17 protein-coding genes are annotated in these 20580 nt (G+C 60.6%); 4 read left to right on the top strand and 13 right to left on the bottom strand.

Annotation, left to right across the window (positions count from 1 at the left end; translation table 11 throughout):
• Positions 1 to 28: 28 nt before the first annotated feature.
• The gene (locus MTP43_RS08490; RefSeq protein ID WP_005923562.1) at positions 29 to 1207 is read right to left on the bottom strand and encodes a phosphopentomutase; all 1179 of its coding nucleotides are present in this window, start codon (positions 1205 to 1207) and stop codon (positions 29 to 31) included.
• Between the two features lie 421 nt (positions 1208 to 1628).
• Between MTP43_RS08490 and pyk the strand changes: the two genes are divergently transcribed.
• On the top strand, positions 1629 to 3380 hold the full coding sequence (gene pyk / locus MTP43_RS08495) for a pyruvate kinase (RefSeq protein ID WP_113621131.1): 1752 nt from the start codon (positions 1629 to 1631) through the stop codon (positions 3378 to 3380).
• A gap of 17 nt (positions 3381 to 3397) precedes the next feature.
• On the top strand, positions 3398 to 3850 hold the full coding sequence (locus tag MTP43_RS08500; protein ID WP_112121164.1) for an S-ribosylhomocysteine lyase: 453 nt from the start codon (positions 3398 to 3400) through the stop codon (positions 3848 to 3850).
• 141 nt (positions 3851 to 3991) lie between these two features.
• Here the strand turns inward: MTP43_RS08500 and MTP43_RS08505 are convergent, their stop codons facing one another.
• The 12 genes from MTP43_RS08505 to MTP43_RS08560 form a co-directional block, all read right to left on the bottom strand.
• Complete coding sequence (locus MTP43_RS08505) at positions 3992 to 4834, bottom strand: HAD family hydrolase (RefSeq protein ID WP_113621132.1); 843 nt, start codon at positions 4832 to 4834, stop codon at positions 3992 to 3994.
• A 14-nt stretch (positions 4835 to 4848) separates the two neighbouring features.
• On the bottom strand, positions 4849 to 5841 hold the full coding sequence (locus tag MTP43_RS08510; protein WP_113621133.1) for a LacI family DNA-binding transcriptional regulator: 993 nt from the start codon (positions 5839 to 5841) through the stop codon (positions 4849 to 4851).
• Positions 5842 to 6038: 197 nt separating this feature from the next.
• Positions 6039 to 6818: a hypothetical protein gene (locus MTP43_RS08515; protein ID WP_113621134.1), complete on the bottom strand. Its 780-nt coding sequence runs from the start codon at positions 6816 to 6818 to the stop codon at positions 6039 to 6041.
• Positions 6819 to 6896: 78 nt separating this feature from the next.
• Positions 6897 to 7940: a hypothetical protein gene (locus tag MTP43_RS08520; RefSeq protein WP_113621135.1), complete on the bottom strand. Its 1044-nt coding sequence runs from the start codon at positions 7938 to 7940 to the stop codon at positions 6897 to 6899.
• Between the two features lie 27 nt (positions 7941 to 7967).
• Positions 7968 to 10112 carry an ATP-dependent zinc metalloprotease FtsH gene (gene ftsH / locus MTP43_RS08525; protein ID WP_249234737.1) on the bottom strand — a complete coding sequence of 715 codons (2145 nt, stop codon included), beginning with the start codon at positions 10110 to 10112 and terminating at the stop codon, positions 7968 to 7970.
• 30 nt (positions 10113 to 10142) lie between these two features.
• Positions 10143 to 10691, bottom strand: coding sequence for a hypoxanthine phosphoribosyltransferase (gene hpt / locus MTP43_RS08530; RefSeq protein WP_015537883.1), 549 nt, complete (start codon positions 10689 to 10691; stop codon positions 10143 to 10145).
• The gene (tilS, locus tag MTP43_RS08535; RefSeq protein WP_249234738.1) at positions 10675 to 12111 is read right to left on the bottom strand and encodes a tRNA lysidine(34) synthetase TilS; all 1437 of its coding nucleotides are present in this window, start codon (positions 12109 to 12111) and stop codon (positions 10675 to 10677) included. The genes hpt and tilS overlap by 17 nt, the downstream gene beginning before the upstream one ends.
• Positions 12111 to 13511 (bottom strand): replicative DNA helicase, encoded by a 1401-nt coding sequence (gene dnaB, locus MTP43_RS08540; RefSeq protein WP_055185048.1) that lies wholly within the window; start codon positions 13509 to 13511, stop codon positions 12111 to 12113. Before dnaB ends, tilS begins: the two co-directional genes overlap by 1 nt.
• A gap of 86 nt (positions 13512 to 13597) precedes the next feature.
• A complete protein-coding gene (rplI, locus tag MTP43_RS08545) occupies positions 13598 to 14053 on the bottom strand; it encodes a 50S ribosomal protein L9 (protein ID WP_005923531.1) in 456 nt (151 codons plus the stop codon).
• 94 nt (positions 14054 to 14147) lie between these two features.
• Positions 14148 to 15251, bottom strand: a complete 1104-nt coding sequence (gene glf / locus MTP43_RS08550) for a UDP-galactopyranose mutase (protein ID WP_249234739.1) — start codon at positions 15249 to 15251, stop codon at positions 14148 to 14150.
• Positions 15252 to 15254: 3 nt separating this feature from the next.
• Positions 15255 to 17252, bottom strand: coding sequence for a DHH family phosphoesterase (locus tag MTP43_RS08555; protein WP_215676034.1), 1998 nt, complete (start codon positions 17250 to 17252; stop codon positions 15255 to 15257).
• A gap of 48 nt (positions 17253 to 17300) precedes the next feature.
• On the bottom strand, positions 17301 to 19130 hold the full coding sequence (locus MTP43_RS08560) for a ribonuclease J (protein ID WP_005923523.1): 1830 nt from the start codon (positions 19128 to 19130) through the stop codon (positions 17301 to 17303).
• Between the two features lie 403 nt (positions 19131 to 19533).
• On the opposite strand from MTP43_RS08560, the gene rnhA reads away from it, so the two are divergent.
• Positions 19534 to 19998 carry a ribonuclease HI gene (gene rnhA, locus MTP43_RS08565; protein WP_249234740.1) on the top strand — a complete coding sequence of 155 codons (465 nt, stop codon included), beginning with the start codon at positions 19534 to 19536 and terminating at the stop codon, positions 19996 to 19998.
• Positions 19995 to 20537, top strand: coding sequence for a hypothetical protein (locus MTP43_RS08570; RefSeq protein ID WP_005923513.1), 543 nt, complete (start codon positions 19995 to 19997; stop codon positions 20535 to 20537). The genes rnhA and MTP43_RS08570 overlap by 4 nt, the downstream gene beginning before the upstream one ends.
• The last annotated feature ends 43 nt before the right edge of the window (positions 20538 to 20580 follow it).

Raw genomic sequence — 20580 nt, forward strand, 5'->3', positions numbered from 1 at the left:
CTCCTGTTCTTATTGTTTTTGGGGCGTTTTATGCCCGGATCTCCTGCCATACGCTCTTGCCGTCCAGCGTGGAAGCGTCCACTTCCAGATATTCGCAGATGGTCTGGGCGATGGTGCCGAAGCACAGCTTGGTGCCCAGATCCGTCCCCGCCTTCACACCCTTGCCGCAGACCAGATACGGCACATACTCGCGGGTATGGTCGGTGGTCTTGGTGTAGGAGGGATCACAGCCGTGGTCGGCAGTGATCATGAGCAGGTCGCCCTCCCGCATCCCCGGCAGGAAATCGGCCAGAAAACGGTCGAACTCCGTAGCGGCGGCAGCGTAGCCTGCCACATCGCGGCGGTGGCCGTAGAGCATATCAAAGTCTACCAGATTCACGAAGGCAAGGCCTTCAAAATCCCGGGTCTGCAGAGCCTTGGTAAAGGCGATGCCGTTGGTGTTACCGGTGGTCTTGATCTTTTCGGTCACGCCCTCGCCGTCAAAGATATCGTAGATCTTGCCCACGGCGATCACGTCCTTACCGGCATCCTTCAGCAGATCCAGCATGGTGGCGCGGGGCGGCTTCAGGCTCAGGTCGTGGCGGTTGGTGGTGCGGTAGAAGGTATCCGCGCTGTTGCCCAGGAAGGGGCGGGCGATCACACGACCTACGCCGTACTTGCCCTTGAGCATTTCCCGGGCGATCTCGCAGTAGCGGTACAGTTCCTGCACCGGCACAAGCTCCTCGTTGGCGGCCACCTGAAAAACGCTGTCGGCGCTGGTATAGACGATGAGGGCGTTTTCCCGCATGGCCTGCTCGCCGTAGTCCTTCAGCACCTGCGTGCCGGAATAGGGCTTGTTGCACAGTACCTTGTGGCCGGTCTTTTGCTCATACTCCCGGATCAGCTCCTCCGGGAAGCCCTCGGGGAAGGTGGGCAGCGGCTCCGGGCTGACCACACCGGCGATTTCCCAGTGGCCGATGGTGGTATCCTTGCCCATGCTCTGCTCCTGCAGGCGGGCAAAGGCAGCCGCCGGGGCATCCGTCTTTTCCCCTGCGGTCACGCCGTCAATGTTGAACAAGCCCAGCTTGCGCAGGTTGGGGCAATTGAAATTGGGGTGGTTCGCAATGGCACCCAGGGTGTTGGTGCCTGCATCGCCAAAGGCAGCGGCGTCCGGCTCTGCGCCGATGCCAAAGCTGTCCAGCACGATCAGAAAAACGCGTTTTTCCATAATGGTCACTCCATTCTCCGGGCGTTCCCCGGAACAGTACTACTTTATTACCCCTATTATAAGCAAAAACCCCCTCCGATGCAAGAGGAAGCAGTCTTGTATGTTCTTATCAGTTTTCACGTTTTGCAGCAGTTTTCCCCTGTCAGACAGCACGCAGAAAGCTGCGGCGCATCGTTAAAAGTTTTGCAATCTTTCCTTTGGGCATCAACAGATGCAAAAACTTGTATTCAAGCAAAAATTCCTCTTGCTCTCTTGCGCCGGAATGATTATAATAATAGGTGGTAGAGTTTTGGGTTTTCCCGCTCTGCCATATAAACCGACCCGCTGTACCGGGAGCTTTTACTCCCATTGGTCATACACAGCAGCCTGCAGGGATGCTGTGCCGGATATAGGTAAGAGAGAGTTGACGGAGGTATATTGCATGAGAAAGACGAAAATTATTTGCACCCTTGGCCCTTCCACCGATAAGGAAGGCGTTCTGCGCGAGCTGATCGCCAACGGCATGAACGTAGCTCGTTTCAATTTTTCCCACGGTTCCCACGAGGAGCATCTGGGACGCCTTGAAAAGCTGAAGGCTCTGCGCGAGGAGCTGGGCAAGCCCGTGGCCGCACTGCTGGACACCAAGGGCCCCGAGATCCGCCTGAAGGACTTCAAGAACGGCGTTGAGAATCTGGTTGCAGGCCAGACCTTTACCCTGACCACCCGCGATGTGGAGGGCACCAACGAGATCTGCTCCATCACCTATAAGGATCTGCCCATGGACGTGGAGCCGAACGGCACCATCATGCTGGACGACGGCCTGATCAAGCTGCAGATCCAGACCGTGAACGACACCGACATCGTCTGCACCGTGCTGAACAACGGCAAGATCAAGAACAAGAAGGGCGTCAACGTGCCCGGCGTACACCTGTCCATGCCGTATATGAGCCAGCGCGATAAGGACGATATCATCTTCGGCATCCAGCAGGGCTATGATTTCATCGCCGCTTCCTTTGTGCGCACCGCACAGGACGTGTACGATATCCGCAACCTGCTGAACCAGTACGATTCCAACATCCGCATCATTGCAAAGATCGAGAACCGCGAGGGCGTGAACAACATTGACAGCATTCTGGCTGCTGCCGATGCCGTGATGGTGGCCCGTGGCGATCTGGGCGTGGAGATCGACTTCACCGAACTGCCCGGCATCCAGAAGACCATCATCGACCGCTCCTTCTCCTTCGGCAAGCCCATCGTCACCGCTACCCAGATGCTGGACAGCATGATCGTGAACCCCCGCCCCACCCGCGCCGAGATCTCGGACGTGGCAAACGCCATCTACGACGGCACCTCTGCCATTATGCTGTCCGGTGAGACCGCTGCCGGTGCCTACCCTGTGGAGGCGCTCAAGACCATGTCCGCCATTGCCGAGCGCACTGAGCAGGAGGGTTTCCATCTGCGCGGCCGCATGATGGATTCCAACCCCGGCAAGATCAGCGTCTCTGACGCTACCGCCCATGCCGCCTGCCTGACCGCACGGGATGTGAACGCCGCCGCCATCGTGACCGTGTCTGAGTCCGGCACCACTGCCCGCCTGCTGAGCAAGTACCGCCCGCAGCAGCCCATCATTGCCTGCGTCATGCGCGAGCAGGTGCAGCGTCAGCTGTCCCTGAGTTGGGGCATCACCCCGCTGATGATGTCTCTGGCACACAGCACCGATGAGCTGATCGAGATGTCCACCGCTCTGGCCAAGGAGAACGGCTACCTGCACAACGGCGAGCTGGCTGTTGTGACCGCAGGCGTGCCCGTGGGCGTTTCCGGCACCACCAACATGATCAAGATCCACATGGTGGGCAACTGTCTGGCTACCGGCGTGGGTGTCGGCCCTGAGAACAACGATGTTGCCAGCGGCAAGGCCTGCGTCTGCCGCACCATGGACGAGGTGCGCGCCAAGTTCAAGCCCGGCATGGTGCTGGTAGTTCCTTCCACCAGCAATGAGATGCTGAGCTTTGTGCGCGACGCTGCCGCTCTGGTGGTAGAGGAGCCCGGCCTGAACAGCCACGCCGCCATTGCCGGCAAGGCACTGCTGAAGCCCACCGTTGTTGGTGCCGCCGGTGCTACCAGCCACATCCGCGATGGCCTGATGGTGGCTGTGGACTGCGCACACGGCAGTGTGCAGCGCCTGCAGGGCTGATAAAGGAGAACCGTAGTATGGAACGTATCGCAAGCTTTTGCGTGGATCACACACGGCTGGAGCGCGGGATGTATCTGAGCCGTCAGGACGGCGATGTGCTCACCTGGGACATCCGCATGAAAAAGCCCAATCAGGGCGATTACCTGACCACTGCTGCCGCCCACACGCTGGAGCATCTGTTTGCCACCTACGCGCGCAACAGCGCCGTGAAGAATGGGGTGATCTATGTTGGCCCCATGGGCTGTCGCACCGGCTTTTACCTGCTCACCCGAGGGCTGACCCCGGCACAGGCGCTGCAGCTGACGGTGGATGCCTACCGCTTTATGGCCGATTTTGAGGGTGCCGTGCCCGGTGCCAGCGAGGTGGAGTGCGGCAACTACCGCGATATGGATCTGCCTGCCGCCAAGGCTGAAGCCGCTGCCATGCTGCCCGTGCTGGAAGCGCTGACCGCAGAGGATCTGCACTACTGATCTGTCAATATAAAGAGAGCGCCGCACAAAATACCGTGCAGCGCTTTTTTGTTACAAAATGATGCGAAAGTATTATTTATAATTTTAGGGCAGGGGAACGTCTGCGGATGTTCCCCTGCCCTGTTTTTACTAAAAGAAATCTCAAATCAGCCCCAAGGCTGCAAATTCCTTAGAAATGCCGTCCTCGTACACCGAGGGGGCAATGCGGTCGCAGCGCTGCTTCAAGCTTGCAGAGCCGTCGGCCATACAGACACTGATGCCGACCACATCGGTCATCTGCAGGTCGTTGTCGCTGTCGCCAAAGCCGATGCTGTTCTGCAGGGGCACGCCGAGATAGTCACATACGGCCTTGATGCCGCGCCCCTTATCAAACTTGCGGTTGATGAGCTCGCCGTTCACATAGCCGCCGTTCAGACCGTCCAGCTTGCTCTCGCAGAACACGAATCTGTCCTCGTACAGGCGCTTGGCATCGTTCAAGTCCTCGCTGCGCTCTGCGATATATACGATCTTATACAGCGGCTCGCCCTTGTACTCGGCCAGCGGGCTCATGGTCATGCCGTCCTCCATGGCCTTGCGCCAGCGGGCGGCTTCGCTGTTCAGGGGGCCTGCATCCCGGTGGGTGAAGCTCCAGCGCTCGATCATCTTCAGGCTGCCGTAGGTGGCATCCCGCGCTTCCAGCGTGCACTCCACGCCGTGGCGCTCCATGGCGCTGCGCACGCCCTGTGCCAGCTGCGGCTCCATAGGCAGGTCTACCAGCACCTTATCCCCGCAGAACACATAACCGCCGGCGCTGCATACCGCGCCGTCAAAGCCATAGTCCAGCAGCGGCTGGGTCATGCGCAGGTTGCGCCCGGTGCACAGAAACAGCTTGTGGCCATTGGCATGTGCTTTGTGCAGCGCTTCCACCGTGCTTTGGGGGATCAGCATCTCGCCCGGGGGCAGCAGAGTGCCATCAATGTCTAAAAAAATCAGTTTTTGTTTCATTCGTTCCTCTTTTTTTACAGTGAGCCTCGCTCTACCAGCGTATAGCCCAGCGTGGTCTGGCGTACCGGTGCAGCGTCCGGCCCGGTATGCTCTAAGCTTTGCAGCAGCATCCGGGCAGCCTCCTGCCCGACCTGCCGCTGATAAAAGCGGATGGTGGTCAGGCCGGGTTCCACCACCTTGCCTGCCCAGTTGTCTCCGATGCCTGCAAGGCCGACATCCTGCCCTACTTTGCGCCCGGCAGCGCGCAGCACCTGCAAAGCGCCAAAGGCCACGGTGTCTGTCACGCAGACCACACCGTCCAACTGCGGGCAGCGTGCCAGCAGCTCTTCCATGCAGCGGTGCCCTTCTTCCATGGAAAAGGCGGCGCAGTAAGCGCGGGGCAGACCATCTGCGTTCAGTCCGGCCTCCCGCAGTGCATCCTGCACACCCTGACGGCGGGCTATGCCGGTGGCGGCGTCCTGCTCGCTGCCGCCGATGTACACGATATTTTTGCGGCCATGCTCCAGCATCTTCCGGGTCAGGTCGCGGGCAGCAGAGCGGTCGTCGTTATAAACGCAGGGCAGGTCTGCAAAACGCTGCCCCGTTACCACCACAGGCACACGGCAGTCCTTCAGCGCCTTGCACAGCTGCGGGCTGGAATCATAGCCCAGCAGGATGATACCGGCCACATGGTTGCGCTGCAGCGCTGTAAGATATTCCAGCTCCATCTGCCCGTCCAGCTCGGTGTCTGCCAGCAGCATCAGGTAGCGGCTGGCCCCCAGCTCGGCTGCAATGCCGCTGGTGATCTGCCCCACCGACTGGGAGCTGATGCTGGGCACAATGACCCCCACCTGACGCACCTTGCCGGTGCGCAGGGTCTGCGCCGCAGTATCCGGGCTGTAGCCGGTCTTTTCCACTACGGCTTGTATCACGGCGCGCTTCTGCTCGCTGAGGGGGCCGCCGTTCAAATAGCGGCTGACCGCAGCGCTGGAAACGCCTGCCATCTTTGCAATATCACTGATGGTCATGAGGTTCTTTTCTCCGTTCCCTCTCCGGTGGTAATGTGTAAACGTTTTCATGCTTATTATAAATCCGTTTCATATTTCCCGCAAGAGGTGCAATGACCGTTTTTCTGTGGGGCTGCCCGCTGCTTTTTTGGTGATTTTACACAATCCAAACAATCTTGCTTTCTGATTTACCGCCAGAATTGCGAAAACCGTAGCGCTTATACAAGTCCCATGCTGATGGCGCGTGCGATAAGTCCCAGCACCAGCGCTGCCAGAATAATGCCAAGTGCCACCCTGCTCTCGCCGCCGGTCTGCTGCTTTTTGCTGCGGGAGGCTGTGCTGCGGCTCTGCTTTGTACCGGTGCTGCGGCTGCGGGCGGCAGTGTTTTTGGTGCTGCGGGTCTGCTGTGCACTGCGGGGCTTGCTGCGGGCAGCAGCTTTCCCCTGCTGTGTGTTCTGCGGGCTGCTCTGGCGCGCTTTAAGAGGTTTGCCCTCGCTGCACCGGTTCAGGTAGTCCTCTGCCTCGCGGTAATACTGCGCCAGTTCGTTTTCCTTAAAGGCAGTACCGGCGTAGCCCTCCTCCAGCGCCTCAATGGCTTCGTTGAACAGCAGGGCTGCCTGTGCGCCGTCCGCTGCAACTGCCGCGTGAGCAGCTTCGTTGCGGGCGGTGCGGATGGCGTTGCAGGCATGGCGGGCGGCAGAGGGGTGCGCCGTGTTGCCCAGCAGGTCCAGCGGGCGGGCGGCATCGTTCTCCGGGTCCAGCAGCACCCGCATACAAAGGGTAGTGTCCAGCTGCTGCCAGCTGGTCTTGCCGGTAAGATCCGGCATACGGTCATAATAATCCGGGCTTTCCTGCTTGCGGGCAGCAATATGCTCCAGCAGTGCATCCAGACTGTGCGCCCCGGGCTTGCGCTCCCAGTGCCAGCGCAGCAGGCGGCGGCTGATCTCATCGCAGGCGGTCTTGATCTCAAAAGCCACCTGTAAGGCTTGTTCCGGCATGGTATTTCCTCTTTCTGTGCAGTGCACACAAAAGGCGGAGAAGGCACGCTGCCCCCTCCGCCGGGATGATCTCTTATTTTACAGCACGAACTGGTAGTACACAAAGCCGCACAGCGCGATGGCTGCACACAGGATGGCCGTAATAGGCGGCACCCAGCGGATCAGCGCTTCTGCCACGCTGTCCCGGTTATCCTCGTACTCTTCGTCCTCCTCCACAGGCGCGGGCTGACGCACCGGAGCCGGACGGCGGGTGGGGATCACGCGGGTACCCTCGTCTGCCGCAGCAGCGCCGGAATGCGGTGCGCGGACAGAGGCATCCAGCACCCGGGTAGGCTCCGAGACAGGCTGGATGGGGTCAGCCTTTGGCTCGTAGACCGGTGCTCCCACGACCCGGGTGGGCTCTTCTACGGGAGCCGCCGGAGCAGCAGGGGCTGCGCCCACGATGCGGGTAGGCTCCTCCACCGCAGCGGGCGCTGCGGGAGCAGCCGGGGCGTTAAGGGGCATTTCCATCTCGTCTGCCGGGGCAGCGGGCTGCAGCAGAGTGTTCAGCGCGTTCTGCAACAGGATACGGTCGCAGCCGCACTCCGAGCAGTAAACCGTGTCCTCCTCGGTGGGGTGGAAGGCGCCACAGGCGCAGTACCAGCCGTTCTCGAACACCTGCGGCTGATACTTGAGCCCGGTGCGGTTCATGCGGGCCTCCAGCGCCTTTTGCAGCTCCGGAGCCAGACGGCGGGGTGCGGGCAGACGCACACGCTTGATTCCGTCCAAATGCACCACGCGCTTGCCGTTGTACACATTGCACAGGGTAACATCCACGCTGGTGATGGCCTTGGCCGTGATGAACACGGCATCATCCTGCCCAAACAGCTCGCCGGGTTTTACCTGCAGATCCCGGTACTCGAACTTATCCTCGCACAGGATCACGCCATCCACGCCCTTGCACTTGAAGTGGATCTCCAGTGCGGTCAGGGTCACGCGGGAAATATTCTTAAAGGTCAGGCAGACAGCGTGCTCGCCGCTGACGTCTCCCTTGAGCAGCTCCACGCAGACAAACTGCACCGGACTGCCGGGGGTATAGTAGTTTGCGCGGGTCTGTGCGACCGGGTTAAAATTTTCCTCCACGATGCTCGCTCCTTTCCTAAAAAAAGCTTAGTCCTGCTGCTCCGGTGCATCCGGCTGCGGCATTTCCGGCTGGGCAGGCTCGGCCTGCTCGGCGGGTTCTGCACGCTCGGCAGTCTCCGCAGGCTCTGCAGGCTGCACCGGGGCGGGCTGCATGGTCTGGTCGGGCTGTGCCTGCTCGGGCTTTGCATCCTCGCAGGGAGGCAGGGTGCCGCCGGCCATAATGGTGTTGAACTGCTCCTCGTTGAGCTTTTCGCGCTCCATCAGAGCCTTGGCCAGCGCATGGAGCTGGTCGATGTGCTCGGTCAGGGTGCGGCGGCAGGTCTCGTAGGCCTCGTCAATGATATCGCGGGTCTCGCTGTCAATCTCGGCAGCGGTGGTCTCGCTGTAACCCTTGCCCTGACCAAAGTCGCGGCCAAGGAAGGTCTCCTCCTGCGAGGTGCCGTAAACCACGGGGCCCAGACGCTCGGAGAAGCCGTAGCGGGTGATCATCTGGCGGGCGATATTGGTGGCCTGCTGCAGGTCGTTGGAAGCACCGGTGGAGATGTCCTCCAAGATCAGCTGCTCGGCCACGCGGCCGCCCAAGCTGGACACGATGTCCTCAAACATTTCACCCTTGGTCACATAGCTGCGATCCTTCTCGGGCAGATACATGGTGTAGCCGCCGGCCTGACCGCGCGGGATGATGGTGATCTCGTGCACGCGGGGATGATGCTTGCAGTAGAAGCCTGCCACTGCGTGACCGGCCTCGTGGTAGGCGGTGAGTTTTTTCTCCTCCGGGGTGACCACGCGGCTCTTCTTCTCGGGGCCAGCCATCACCTTCATGGAGGCTTCCTCGATATCCTCCATGGTAATGGCCTTGCGGTTGCGGCGGGCTGCCAGCAGCGCGGCCTCGTTGACAAGGTTCTCAAGGTCTGCACCGGCAAAACCGGCGGTGCGCTGGGCAATAACCTTCAGGGAGACGTCCGGTGCAAGGGGCTTGTTGCGGGTATGAACCTTCAGGATCTCCTCGCGTCCCTTGACATCCGGCAGACCCACATAGACCTGACGGTCAAAACGGCCGGGACGCAGCAGCGCCTTATCCAGAATGTCGGCACGGTTGGTGGCCGCCATGACGATGATGCCGTCGTTGGCCTCAAAGCCGTCCATCTCCACCAGCAGCTGGTTCAAGGTCTGCTCGCGCTCATCGTGACCGCCGCCCAGACCTGCGCCGCGCTGACGACCCACAGCATCGATCTCGTCGATGAAAATGATGCAGGGCATGGTCTTTTTGGCCTTATCGAACAGGTCACGCACGCGGGATGCGCCCACGCCGACATACATCTCCACAAAGTCAGAGCCGGAGATGGAGTAGAAGGGCACCCCCGCCTCGCCTGCACAGGCACGCGCCAGCAAGGTCTTACCGGTACCCGGAGGGCCCACCAACAGCACACCATGCGGGATGCGGGCACCCAGCGTATTGAACTTGTCGGGGCTCTTGAGGAACTCCACAACTTCCTTGAGCTCCTCCTTTTCCTCGTCCTCACCGGCCACATCGGCAAAGGTGGCAGTCTTTTTGTTCTCGTGCTCGTCCTTTACCTTGGCCTTGCCCACGTTCATGATGCCGCCGCCACCGGCGCCGCCACGCATCATGGAGAACAGCAAAAAGCCGGTGCAGCCCAACATAGCCAGATAGAACAGGATCTCCATCCAAGGGATGGTCTCCTTGGCGGGCACATAGTCGTACACCATGGGCGCATCGGGGTTGGCTGCATCGTACTGGGCGATGTAGTCCGACACATGGTCCACGAACATCCGGGCGTAGGGCAGCTTATAGCTGACCGTCTCGGTGCCGTCCTCGTTCTTCTTCACCCCGGTGGGGGCAGCGGAAGAGGAGGACAGCAGGCCGGAAAGCAGTCCGCCCGTGGACTGGGTGGTGCTCTGCTCGGCAGCGTTGGGCAGCTCCTGTGCGCCCTCCTTCAGGGTCATGGTGATCACGCCGGTATTCAGATCCAGCGAGAATTTGGTGACCTGATTGCTCTCAAAATAGTGTACCACCGTGGAATAAGCCATGGAGGAGCCGTTGGCGTTGCCGCCGGTGCCGCCCAGCACCGACCACACCATCAGCACGGCTGCCAGCACAATGGCGATCACCAGCGGATTGAAACGGGGTTTCTTCGGTTGCAAAAAAATCAACTCCAGTTCTGGATTTTTATAATGGACACGTTACTTCGTGTAGACCTCGGGCTTCAGCACACCGACATAGGGCAGGTTGCGGTATTTTTCATCGTAGTCCAGACCATAGCCCACCACGAACTCGTCAGGCACCTGAAAGCCCTCGTAATCAGGCTGGATGTTGGCCTTGCGGCGGCTGGGCTTATCAAGGATGGTGCAGATCTTAACGGAGTTCGGGTTGCGCATCTTGAGCATGGGCACAAGGTTGGACAGGGTGACGCCGGTGTCCAGAATGTCCTCCACGATCAGCACATCCTTGCCAGACAGATCACCGTCCAGATCTTTGATGATCTTGACCAGACCGCTGGTGGTGGTGTTGCTGCCGCCGTAGCTGGAGACCACCATAAAGTCGATATTGCAGGGGATGCTCACAGCCCGCATCAGATCGGCCATAAAGACCACCGAGCCCTTGAGGATGGACACCAGCACCAGATTTTTACCGGCATAATCCCGGCTGATCTGAGCGCCCAGCTCTGCCACCTTGGCCTTCAGCTGCTCTTCGCTGACCAGAACGGTCTTGATATCATCGTGCATACTCATTTGTTTTTTCCTCCTGTGTTTCGATCTCTGCATCCAAGTGCAGGATCCATCTGCTTTCCGTGTCCGGTGCAAGGCCATCGGCAAAGCCTTCTCCACACACCCATAAAATTTCGCTTCCGCTGGCAAGCAGCGGCAGCGTATCTCGCAGTTCGTTCGGGACGCCGGCCTCGTTCATCCACTTTCGCAGCGGTTTGCTCAAGCCCCGCCCCGCAGGCCGGAAGCGGTCTCCCGGCTGTCGGGCACGCAGCACAAGGCCAGTGTACAACGTAGTTATTCTAGCATAATCCGCCCGATTTTTTAAGTCTTTTTTATGAACGACTTGTATTTTTTCTTCAAAATCGGCTGTTAACAGCTCCGCTTTCCCCTTCCAGCCCCCGCGCAGCCGGAATTCCGGCTGTTTTTCGGGCAAAAGGGGCACTTGCTGCGGTGCGCTCTCCAGCTGCCGGGGCAGCGCTTGCGGCAGCGTTTCCTGCCGCAGGCAGCCGTTTCCGGCGCAAAAACGCACCTGTCCGGTCAGCTGTACTGCACCGCTGCCCTGCCGCACCACGGCGCACAGCAGCTGCACATATTTTTCCTCTGCATCCCGCACCGGAGCCACAAGACTGTGCAGCGCAGTTTCCAGCAGCAGGGGGTCTGCCGCCTGCAAGGGCGCCAGCTGCCACGCCGGTTCTGCGCCGGGCAGGCGTGCCGCCGCCAGAAGCCTTGCAGCCTCAGCGGCAAAGTAGACATCTGCCCGCGCGGCCTTTTCACAGAACCGCGCCAGATTCTGCACCGCCGCCGCGTTGGTGCTTTCCAGCGCAGGCAGGGCGCTGTGGCGCAGACGGTTGCGGGCGTAGGCGTCGGTGTCGTTGGTCTCGTCGGTGACCCACGGCTGTCCTGCTGCCCGGCAGACGGCCTCGGTCTCGGCGCGGCTCAGGCAGAGCAGCGGGCGCAGGTAGCATCCGCGCCTTGGCCGGATGCCGCCTGCACCGTGCAGACCGGTGCCGCGCGCCAGCCGCAGCAGCAGCGTTTCGGCTTGGTCATTTGCAGTATGGGCCGTAGCGATGGCATCTATCCCCTGCCCTTGCAGCTGCGCAAAGGCCGTGTAACGCAGACGGCGCGCCCAGTCCTCCCCGGCGTGTGCCGGGGGCACTGCCAGCTCTGCCGCATGGAACACCCGCAGCGGCACGCCCAGGCGGGCGCATTCCGCCCGCACAAAGGCCTCGTCCCGGTCGGCGCTCTGCCCGCGCAGACCGTGGTTCACATGGCAGGCAGAAAGCGTATAGCCGAACCTCGGCCGCAATTGCCGCAGCAAAAGCAGCAGCGCCATGCTGTCCGCGCCGCCGGAGACTGCCGCCGCCAGATGCTGCGGTGCGCCGGGCTGCAAAAGCCCCTCCCGGATGCAGAAATCCTCCACCCGGGCAAGAATCGCGGTATCCATCAGCGTTTGAAGTCCACATCCATAAAGCGGGTGTGGGCACCATCCCAGCCCAGCGGCACGGTGCTGGTCTCGCCGTGACGGTTCTTTGCCACGATGCACTCGGCGGTATCGGCATCCACCTCGGCGCCATCCGGGTTCTGGCTGGCGTAGTAGGAGTCGCGGTACAAGAACAGAACGCAGTCTGCGTCCTGCTCGATGGAACCGGAGTCGCGCAGGTCCGAAAGCTGCGGGCGGTGGCTGGAGTTGTTGCCCTGCTTTTCCACTGCACGGGACAGCTGGCTCAGCGCGATGATGGGCACGTTCAGCTCCTTAGCCATGATCTTCAGGTTTCGGGTGATGGAGCTGATCTCCTGCACACGGTTCTCGCTGCGCTGGCCGGTTGTCATCAGCTGCAGATAGTCGATGACGATCAGGCCCACGTTGGGGCGGGCAGGGTCCTGATTCACCCGGCGGATCTTGGCCTTCATCTCGGTGATGGTGATACCGGAGGTATCGTCCATATAGATCGGTGCATCGTGCAGTTTTTCAGTTGCCAGCGCCAGATACTCCCAGTCCTCGGCGCGCAGCGCACCGGTACGGAAGGCCTGACTGTCGATACCGGCCTCCGACGAGAGGATACGGTTGGTCAGCTGCTCCTTGGTCATTTCCAGACTGAAGATGGCCACCGGCACCTTTTGCTGCATGGCCACGCGGGTGGCGATGTTCAGTGCAAAACTGGTTTTGCCCATACCGGGACGAGCTGCCAGAATGACCAGATCGCCGCGGCCAAGGCCGGTAAGCACGGTGTCCAGCAGACGGAAACCGGTGGGGATGCCCTTGTACTTATCCGCATCCGGGCCGCTGATCTTTTGCAGGTTGGTCAGCGTTTCCACCATGCTGGACGAAAGCGGGGTCAGGGCGCTGGAATCGCGGCCGGAGCGGATCTCGTAGATGCGCTGCTCTGCGTTTTCCAGCAGAAGGTCGGCGTCCGGCTCGTCTCCGGCGTCCTGCAAAATGTCCTTGGCAACGCCCATCAGCTGGCGCACCAGATATTTTTCCTGCACGATCTGGGCGTAGGCCTTTACATTGGAGATGCTGGGCACCGTTTCCGCCAGACCGGTCAGATAGATCTTGGCCTCGTCTGCGCTGGGGAACACACCATCGGACACCACTGCATCCAGCAGGGTGACAAAATCGATGGTCTGGTCGTTGGTGAACAGGCGCAGCATCTCGGTCCAGATCTGGGCGTTCTGCCGGGTGTAGAACATTTCCGGCTTGAGGATCTCCACAAGATCGGTCAGGGTGTCGGGCTTGAGCAGCACCGCGCCCAGCACGCTCTGCTCTGCCTGCATATTGTAGGGCAGATTGATGCCCACGCTCTCCAGATTCAGTTCATTGGAATAACGTCGTTCGTTCGGCATAGTAGTTTGTCCTTATCCAAAATCCAAAGCATCCTGTAAAGCCAAAAAGCGCCCCCTGCTGTGAGGGGGCGCAAACGGCACACAGATCAGGCCTGTTCCACTTCCACCTGGATCTTGAAGGAAGCCACGACGCCAACGTACAGACGGACCTTGCCGTTGAACACGCCGGCATCCTTGATGTCCTTGGTCTCCAGCTCGATCTTCTTTTTGTCGATGGGTGCACCTGCCAGCGCAGCCAGTGCCTCGGCAACTTCCTTGCCGGTCACCTTGCCGTGCAGACGGCCGGATGCGCCGCCCTTGGCCTTGATGGTCACAGTCTTGCCCTCGATCTTGGCAGCCAGAGCCTTGGCGGCTGCCACGTTCTCAGCCTCGTGGAAATCGGCTGCGGCCTCCTTGCCGCGGGCCATGTTCACAGCGCTGGCATCCGCCACAGCGGCCAGCTTGCGCGGGAACAGGTAGTTGCGGGCGTAGCCGTCGGAGACCTCGTGGATCTCGTCCTTCTTGCCAATGCCCTTGATATCCTGCTTCAGAATCACTTTCATGATAGTATCCCTCACTTCTCACCGGAAAACCGGTGCAGTCTTATGGTAATAGTATAGCGCATTTGTCGTTTTTGGGCAAGAGGAAGCGGGGCATTTACGCCAGCTCCTTTGCGGCCACGTCCAGCGCTACCTCAATGACCTTGTCCATATCGTAGTACTTATACTCGCCCAGACGGCCGCCGAAGATCACGCCCGGCTCGGCATCGGCCAGTGCCTTATACTGCGCATACAGGGCGCCGTTCTTCTCATCGTTGACAGGATAGTAGGGCTCGTCGCCTTTTTTCCACTCGGCGCTGTACTCCCGGCTGATGACGGTCTTGGGCTGGGTGCCGAACTCGAAGTGCTTGTGCTCGATGATGCGGGTATAAGGGGTCTCGGCGTCGGTGTAGTTGACCACCGCGTTGCCCTGATAGTTGTCGGTGTCCAGTACCTCGGTCTCGAAGCGGACGCTGCGGTACTGCAGCGCACCCAGACGGTAGCCGAAGTAGGCGTCCACCGGGCCGGTGTAGACCACCTTCTCAGCCAGTGCGTCCAGCGCAGCCTTGTCGGCCAGATAATCCACGTTCAGGTGCACTTCGGTACCGGCCAGCATCTTTTCCACCATAGCGGTGTAACCGCCATTGGGGATGCCCTGATACAGGGCGTTAAAGTAGTTGTCATCGTAGGTAAAGCGCACCGGCAGGCGCTTGATGATAAAGGCGGGCAGCTCGGTGCAGGGGCGTCCCCACTGCTTGCCGGTGTAGCCCTTGATGAGCTTTTCGTAGATATCGGTGCCCACAAGGCTGATGGCCTGCTCTTCCAGGTTCTGCGGGTCGGTAATGCCCGCAGCGGCCTTCTGCTCCTCGATCTTGGCCTTGGCTTCGGCAGGAGTCACAACGCCCCACATCTTGTTGAAGGTATTCATGTTGAAGGGCAGGTTGTAGATCTGGCCGTGGTAGTTGGCCACCGGGCTGTTGGTGTAGCGGTTGAACTCTGCAAACTGGTTCACATACTGCCACACAGCCTTATTGTTGGTGTGGAAGATATGCGCACCGTAGCGGTGCACGTTGATGCCCTCCACATTCTCGGTGTAGATGTTGCCCGCGATATGGTCGCGCTTATCGATGACCAGACACTTTTTGCCCGCCTTTTTGGCTTCGTGGGCAAACACGGCACCGAACAAACCGGCACCAACGATGAGATAATCGTACTGTTTCATGTTTTATTCCCCTTTTGCCGGTCGTGCTTCCGGCGTAGTCTTTTTCTGGGAGAGATAATATTGGTCGATGGCATCCTGAATGCGGCTGCGTGCCGCCTGCGGGGTGATGTGCTTCAGCTGCGCTGCTGCCATGGTCTGATGGCCGCCGCCGCCCAGCGACTCCATGATCACCTGCACATTCACGGCACCCATGCTGCGGGCAGAGACGTTGACCCCGTTGCCCACCTGCACTGCCACAAAGCTGGCGTCCACGCCCTGAATGCGCAATAGGTCGTTGGCAGCCTGCGCAATGGCGACCCGGGCTTCCGGGGCGACCTCGCCGCCAATGGAGATGGCACAGTTTTTGTACATCTGCGCCTTTTCCACCAAATCGGCCTTGGCGTTGTATTCCACCATGGTCACATCGAACAATCGGCGCACCCGCTCGGTCTCTGCGCCGTAGCGGCGCAGGGCAGCAGCGGCTTCAAAAGTACGCACACCGGTGTGCAGGGTAAAGTCCTGCGTATCCAGCAAAATGCCGGCAAGCAGACCTTCGGCCTCCACGCGGTTGGGCTTGTCGTCCCGCTCGCCCACATACTGCAACAGCTCGGTGACCAGCTCGCTGGCCGAGGAGGAATAGGGCTCGTGACAGACCAGTGCCGGGTTTTCGATGTAGCCCACGCCCTTGCGGTGGTGGTCGATGACGGCCACCTTGCCGCATTTTTCCAGAATGTCCTTGCTTTCCACAAGGCCAGCCTGATATGTATCCACCACAATGCACAGGGTGCGCTTGGAGATGATGGGCAGGGCGTCCTTGGGGTCGATGAAGTCATCCTTCTGCCCCGCCTTGCACAGCGCATCGATCAGACTGGCCGCCAGCGTAGCGTCTCGCCGGACGGCGATGACCGCCGGCACATCGCAGATCTTACAAATGCGCAGCACACCCTCGGCTGCGCCGATGGCATCCAGATCGCTCATGCGGTGACCCATGATGACCACATGGTCGGCCTCCTTGATCAGCTTGACCAGCTGGTCAGCCACAAGGCGGCTGCGCACCTTACTGCGCTTTTCCACGCCGTGGCTCACGCCGCCATAGAAGGTAAAGCCGTCCAGCGTCATCTCAGCGGCCTGATCGCCGCCGCGTCCCTGCGCCATATCCAGTGCGTGCTCGGCCATATCCTGCGCCTCCCGCAGGGTGCGCGCGCCGCGTCCGATACCAATGGACATTGAAAGGCTCACACTGGGGTCCAGTGCGCGGATCTTATCCAGCACGTCGTAGCCGCGGTTGGCGAACTGCTCCAGCTGGCGCTCCTCCACCACTGCGATGTAGCGGCCGCCGCTGCCTACCCGGCGCAGAAAGCCGCTGCCGCGCCCGATCATATCCTCCAGAATGCGGTTGACGCCCTCCAGCAGGCGGGCGCGCTCGCTGTCCATCAGATCCCCGAACACATCATCGTAGCCGTCCAGCTGGAAGGCAAGATACCCCGGACGGCTGGCCTTGTACTCTGCCTCAATGCGGCGCAACTCGGTCTCCTCGTTCAGCACCAGCAGGGTCACGCTTTCGGCTTCGCCGGGCACGGTGGAGCTGTGCACGCTCCAGTAGCCGTCGGCAAGGGTCAGCAGCTGTCCCTCGCGCTTGCGGCACAGCTGCAGATCCAGCCCGGGCAGCAGCTTCTGCACCCGGCTGGCCAGCACATCCTGCCCGCCCAGCAGGCGGGTGCGGAACTGGCTGTTGTACCACAGCACCGTCTCGCCGGAGAGCAGCGCCGCAGGCTGGGAAAGGGGCTCCAGACTGAACTGCACCTTGGATTTTTCAAACGTGGTGCCGCTTGTCCAGCGCACCACCCAGCGGCGCAGCTTGCAGCGGAACAAGGTTGCCCCTATGCCCCACAGCACCACCAGCACGGCCAGCAGCAGCCATGCCGTGGGGCGCTGCACCAGCAGTACCAGCAGCAAAAGGCCGCACAGCACCGCCAGACTGGCCGTAAGCATTTCCAGTGTCCATCTCGGTTTACGTTTCATTGGTTTTTTGCCTCCTCAGACGCTGCACCGCCTTGCGGTGCGCCCGGATCAGACCTCCATCAGGATGGGCAGGATCATCGGGCTGCGCTTGGTGCGCCGGTAGATATAGCTGCTCAGTGCCTCACGCACACGGGTCTTTACGCTGTTCCAGTCCCGGACGTGCTCGTCCACACAGCGCTCCAGTGCATTTTCCACAATGCTCTGGGCACCGTCCATCAGGCTCTCGTTCTCGCGCACATACACGAAGCCCCGGCTTACCAGATCCGGCCCGGCCAGCACCTTGCCGGTCTTGCTGTCCACGGTAGCCACGATGATGACAAGACCGTCCTCGGAGAGGTGCTTGCGGTCCCGCAGCACCACGTTGCCCACATCGCCCACGCCAAGGCCGTCCACCATGACGGCACCGGCGGTCACCGGCTCGCCCAGCTTCATCTCGTCCTGCGAGAGGATAACGTTGGAGCCGTTTTCCGCAATGAGGATGTTGCTGGTGGGAATGCCCAGACTTGCAGCGGTGAGGGCGTGCTTTTTCAGCTGCTTATACTCGCCGTGCACGGGCAGGAAGTACTTGGGCTTGGTCAGGGTGAGCATCAGCTTCTGCTCCTCCTGACAGGCGTGGCCGGAAACGTGCACATCGTACATGCTCTCGTAGATGACCTCTGCGCCCAGCAGCAGCAGACCGTTGACGATCTTGGTCACGCTCTTTTCGTTGCCGGGGATGGGGTTTGCGGAGATGATGATGAAGTCGCCGGGGCCTACCCGTACCTGACGGTGGCTGCAGGAGGCCATACGGCTCAGCGCGCTCAGAGGCTCGCCCTGACTGCCGGTGGTCACCAGCACCACCTGCTCCGGCGGGTACTGGTTCAGCTCGTCTACGCTGATCAGGGTGCCCTCCGGGATGTGCATATAGCCCAGTTCCTGCGCCATGGCGGTGTTGTTGACCATGCTGCGGCCGCTGAAGGCCACCTTGCGGCCATCCTCCACAGCCAGATCGATGATCTGCTGCACGCGGTAGATGTTGGAGGCAAAAGTCGCAATGATAATGCGCTTATTGCGGGCGCGGGCAAACAGGCTGCGCACACCGGCAGCCACCTTCTGCTCGGTAGCAGTAAAGCCCGGGCGCTCCGCGTTGGTGGAGTCGCTCAGCAGAGCCAGCACACCGCGCTGTCCGTACTCGGACAGAGTGGACAGGTCGGTCACGCCGCAGGCCAGCGGGGTGTAATCAATTTTAAAGTCGCCGGTCTGGATGATGGTACCGGCGGGGCTGTCGATAGCAAAAGCCACAGCATCCGGGATGGAGTGGTTCACATGGATAGGCTCCACGGTAAAGCAGCCCAGTTTGATCTTCTGACGGGGCACGATCTCCACAAACTTGGTCTTGCCGGCAAGGCCGAACTCCTCCAGCTTGTTCTTGATCAGGCCGCAGGTCAGGCGGGTGCCGTACACCGGCAGGCTGATCTTTTGCAGCAGATAGGGAATGCTGCCAATGTGATCCTCGTGGCCGTGGGTGATGAGCAGACCCTTGATCTTATCCTTGTTCTGCACCACAAAGGTGAAGTCCGGGATGACCATGTCCACGCCGAACATCTCGCTGTCCGGGAACACCAGACCGCAGTCCACGATGATCATATCGCCGTTGCACTCGTAGACGGTCATGTTCTTGCCGACCTCGCCCAGACCGCCCAGCGGGTAGATATGGATGGGGGTCGCTGCCTCCTTGGGCTGCTGCGCACGGCGCGGGCGGCGGTTATAGTAGGGGCGGCGGGTGGTGGGACGGGTGCGCTTTTCCCCTGCGGGAGCAGTGCCATTTGCGGCGGCTGCCTTGGGCGCTGCCGGGGCTTTTGCACGGGGTGTAGGATTATTTTCTTTTGCTTGAGCCATTCTTTACCTCCAGATTCAATTGCAGGCCAGGCCGCGCCCCCACCGGGGAGAGCAGCCGCACCTTGCACAGGGGAAGCACCTGAAACTGCATCGGCTTCCGGTTGATGCATCGTATAGAATTTATCGTTCAGCGTGCTTTTTGCAGCAGCGCTGTTGGTTCCGCAAGAGATTCTTGGCCAGGTAAGTCCATCTGTTCGATGCGACCGTGGCGTTTCTGCCGGAACAGCCGGGCGCACGCCTTTGGTGCACCCCTATACGCATTTTGTTACGCTAAGTATAGTATCTCGCACCGGTTTTGTCAATTCCAAGGTTTGGCAAAACTGGGTCGGCGTATACATTGGCTCTTGACATCCCGGGCAAAATAGCGCTAAATAAAGATATTCTATTCTATAAGGAGAACCCCATGAAACAGGTAGAGGTGTACACAGACGGCGCTTGCAGCGGCAACCCCGGCCCGGGCGGCTGGGGTGCGGTGCTGCGCTACCGCTTTGACGGCAAGGTGTACGAAAAGGAACTGAGCGGCGGCGACGCCAGCACCACCAACAACCGCATGGAGCTGACGGCCTTTATCGAGGCGCTGCGCCAGCTCAAGGAGCCCTGCGAGGTGCGGCTGTGCTCCGATAGCCAGTACGTCATCAACGGGCTGGAAAAGGGCTGGGCCAAGGGCTGGAAGCGCCGGGGCTGGAAAAAAGCCGACGGCTCCCCTGCCCTGAACCCGGACTTATGGGCACAGGCACTGGAGCAGGAGGCACGGCACAAGATCACCTACGTCTGGGTAAAGGGCCACGCAGGCCACCCGGGAAACGAACGCTGCGACCAGCTGGCCGTAGCACAAAGCAAAGCACATGGCGGGAGGCAAGGAACATGAGCGACGCATTTTTGCCCGGCAACGGGTTTGACACCTACGAAACACAGGACAAGGTGCTTGTCAGCATGGACGGCTCCGTAGATTGCGGCGTTGTGGTGCGCATTTTGCAGCAGCAGGGCTTCGGCGTGGCCGGGGCTGTGGTGCAGCTGGCCGCTGACCAAAGCGCGTGGGCCGCAGCCGCACGGCAGGCTGCCGAGGCTCTTGGCATTGAGTGCATCGTGCTCAAGGCAGAAGCACTGGCAGACCAGCCCGCCGAGGTGCTGGGCAGCGGCAACGACGCCCGGTTTGCCGCCCTGCTGACCGCTGCCGACAAGCTGGGCATCCAGTACATTGCCACCGGGCACCACGCCCGAGTGGAGCTGGGCAGCGATGGTGTGCACACCGTCTGCCCTGCTGTGGACGCTGCACTGGACGAGAGCGCCGCACTGGCAGCGCTGCCGCAGGATACCCTTGCCCGGCTGCTGCTGCCCTTGGGCGAGTTTACCGCCGCTGATGTGCAGGAGATGGCACAGGATTTTAAAGTGAACGGAACAGTCTGAGCCAACCGCTTTCTACGCAAAAAGAAGCGCCGCATCTGTACGA

Origin of the sequence: Faecalibacterium sp. IP-1-18 (assembly GCF_023347355.1) — a bacterium.
GTDB classification, from domain to species: Bacteria; Bacillota; Clostridia; order Oscillospirales; family Ruminococcaceae; genus Faecalibacterium; species Faecalibacterium prausnitzii.

What these genes read in the sequence shown, in the direction of transcription:
- MTP43_RS08560 (WP_005923523.1), bottom strand. Translation starts at nt 19,130, where the DNA reads ATGGCTCAAGCAAAAGAAAATAATCCTACACCCCGTGCAAAAGCCCCG.
- hpt (WP_015537883.1), bottom strand. Translation starts at nt 10,691, where the DNA reads ATGAGTATGCACGATGATATCAAGACCGTTCTGGTCAGCGAAGAGCAG.
- pyk (WP_113621131.1), top strand. Translation starts at nt 1,629, where the DNA reads ATGAGAAAGACGAAAATTATTTGCACCCTTGGCCCTTCCACCGATAAG.
- MTP43_RS08570 (WP_005923513.1), top strand. Translation starts at nt 19,995, where the DNA reads ATGAGCGACGCATTTTTGCCCGGCAACGGGTTTGACACCTACGAAACA.
- MTP43_RS08555 (WP_215676034.1), bottom strand. Translation starts at nt 17,252, where the DNA reads ATGAAACGTAAACCGAGATGGACACTGGAAATGCTTACGGCCAGTCTG.
- rplI (WP_005923531.1), bottom strand. Translation starts at nt 14,053, where the DNA reads ATGAAAGTGATTCTGAAGCAGGATATCAAGGGCATTGGCAAGAAGGAC.
- MTP43_RS08500 (WP_112121164.1), top strand. Translation starts at nt 3,398, where the DNA reads ATGGAACGTATCGCAAGCTTTTGCGTGGATCACACACGGCTGGAGCGC.
- MTP43_RS08505 (WP_113621132.1), bottom strand. Translation starts at nt 4,834, where the DNA reads ATGAAACAAAAACTGATTTTTTTAGACATTGATGGCACTCTGCTGCCC.
- MTP43_RS08515 (WP_113621134.1), bottom strand. Translation starts at nt 6,818, where the DNA reads ATGCCGGAACAAGCCTTACAGGTGGCTTTTGAGATCAAGACCGCCTGC.
- dnaB (WP_055185048.1), bottom strand. Translation starts at nt 13,511, where the DNA reads ATGCCGAACGAACGACGTTATTCCAATGAACTGAATCTGGAGAGCGTG.
- glf (WP_249234739.1), bottom strand. Translation starts at nt 15,251, where the DNA reads ATGAAACAGTACGATTATCTCATCGTTGGTGCCGGTTTGTTCGGTGCC.
- MTP43_RS08510 (WP_113621133.1), bottom strand. Translation starts at nt 5,841, where the DNA reads ATGACCATCAGTGATATTGCAAAGATGGCAGGCGTTTCCAGCGCTGCG.
- MTP43_RS08490 (WP_005923562.1), bottom strand. Translation starts at nt 1,207, where the DNA reads ATGGAAAAACGCGTTTTTCTGATCGTGCTGGACAGCTTTGGCATCGGC.
- rnhA (WP_249234740.1), top strand. Translation starts at nt 19,534, where the DNA reads ATGAAACAGGTAGAGGTGTACACAGACGGCGCTTGCAGCGGCAACCCC.
- tilS (WP_249234738.1), bottom strand. Translation starts at nt 12,111, where the DNA reads ATGGATACCGCGATTCTTGCCCGGGTGGAGGATTTCTGCATCCGGGAG.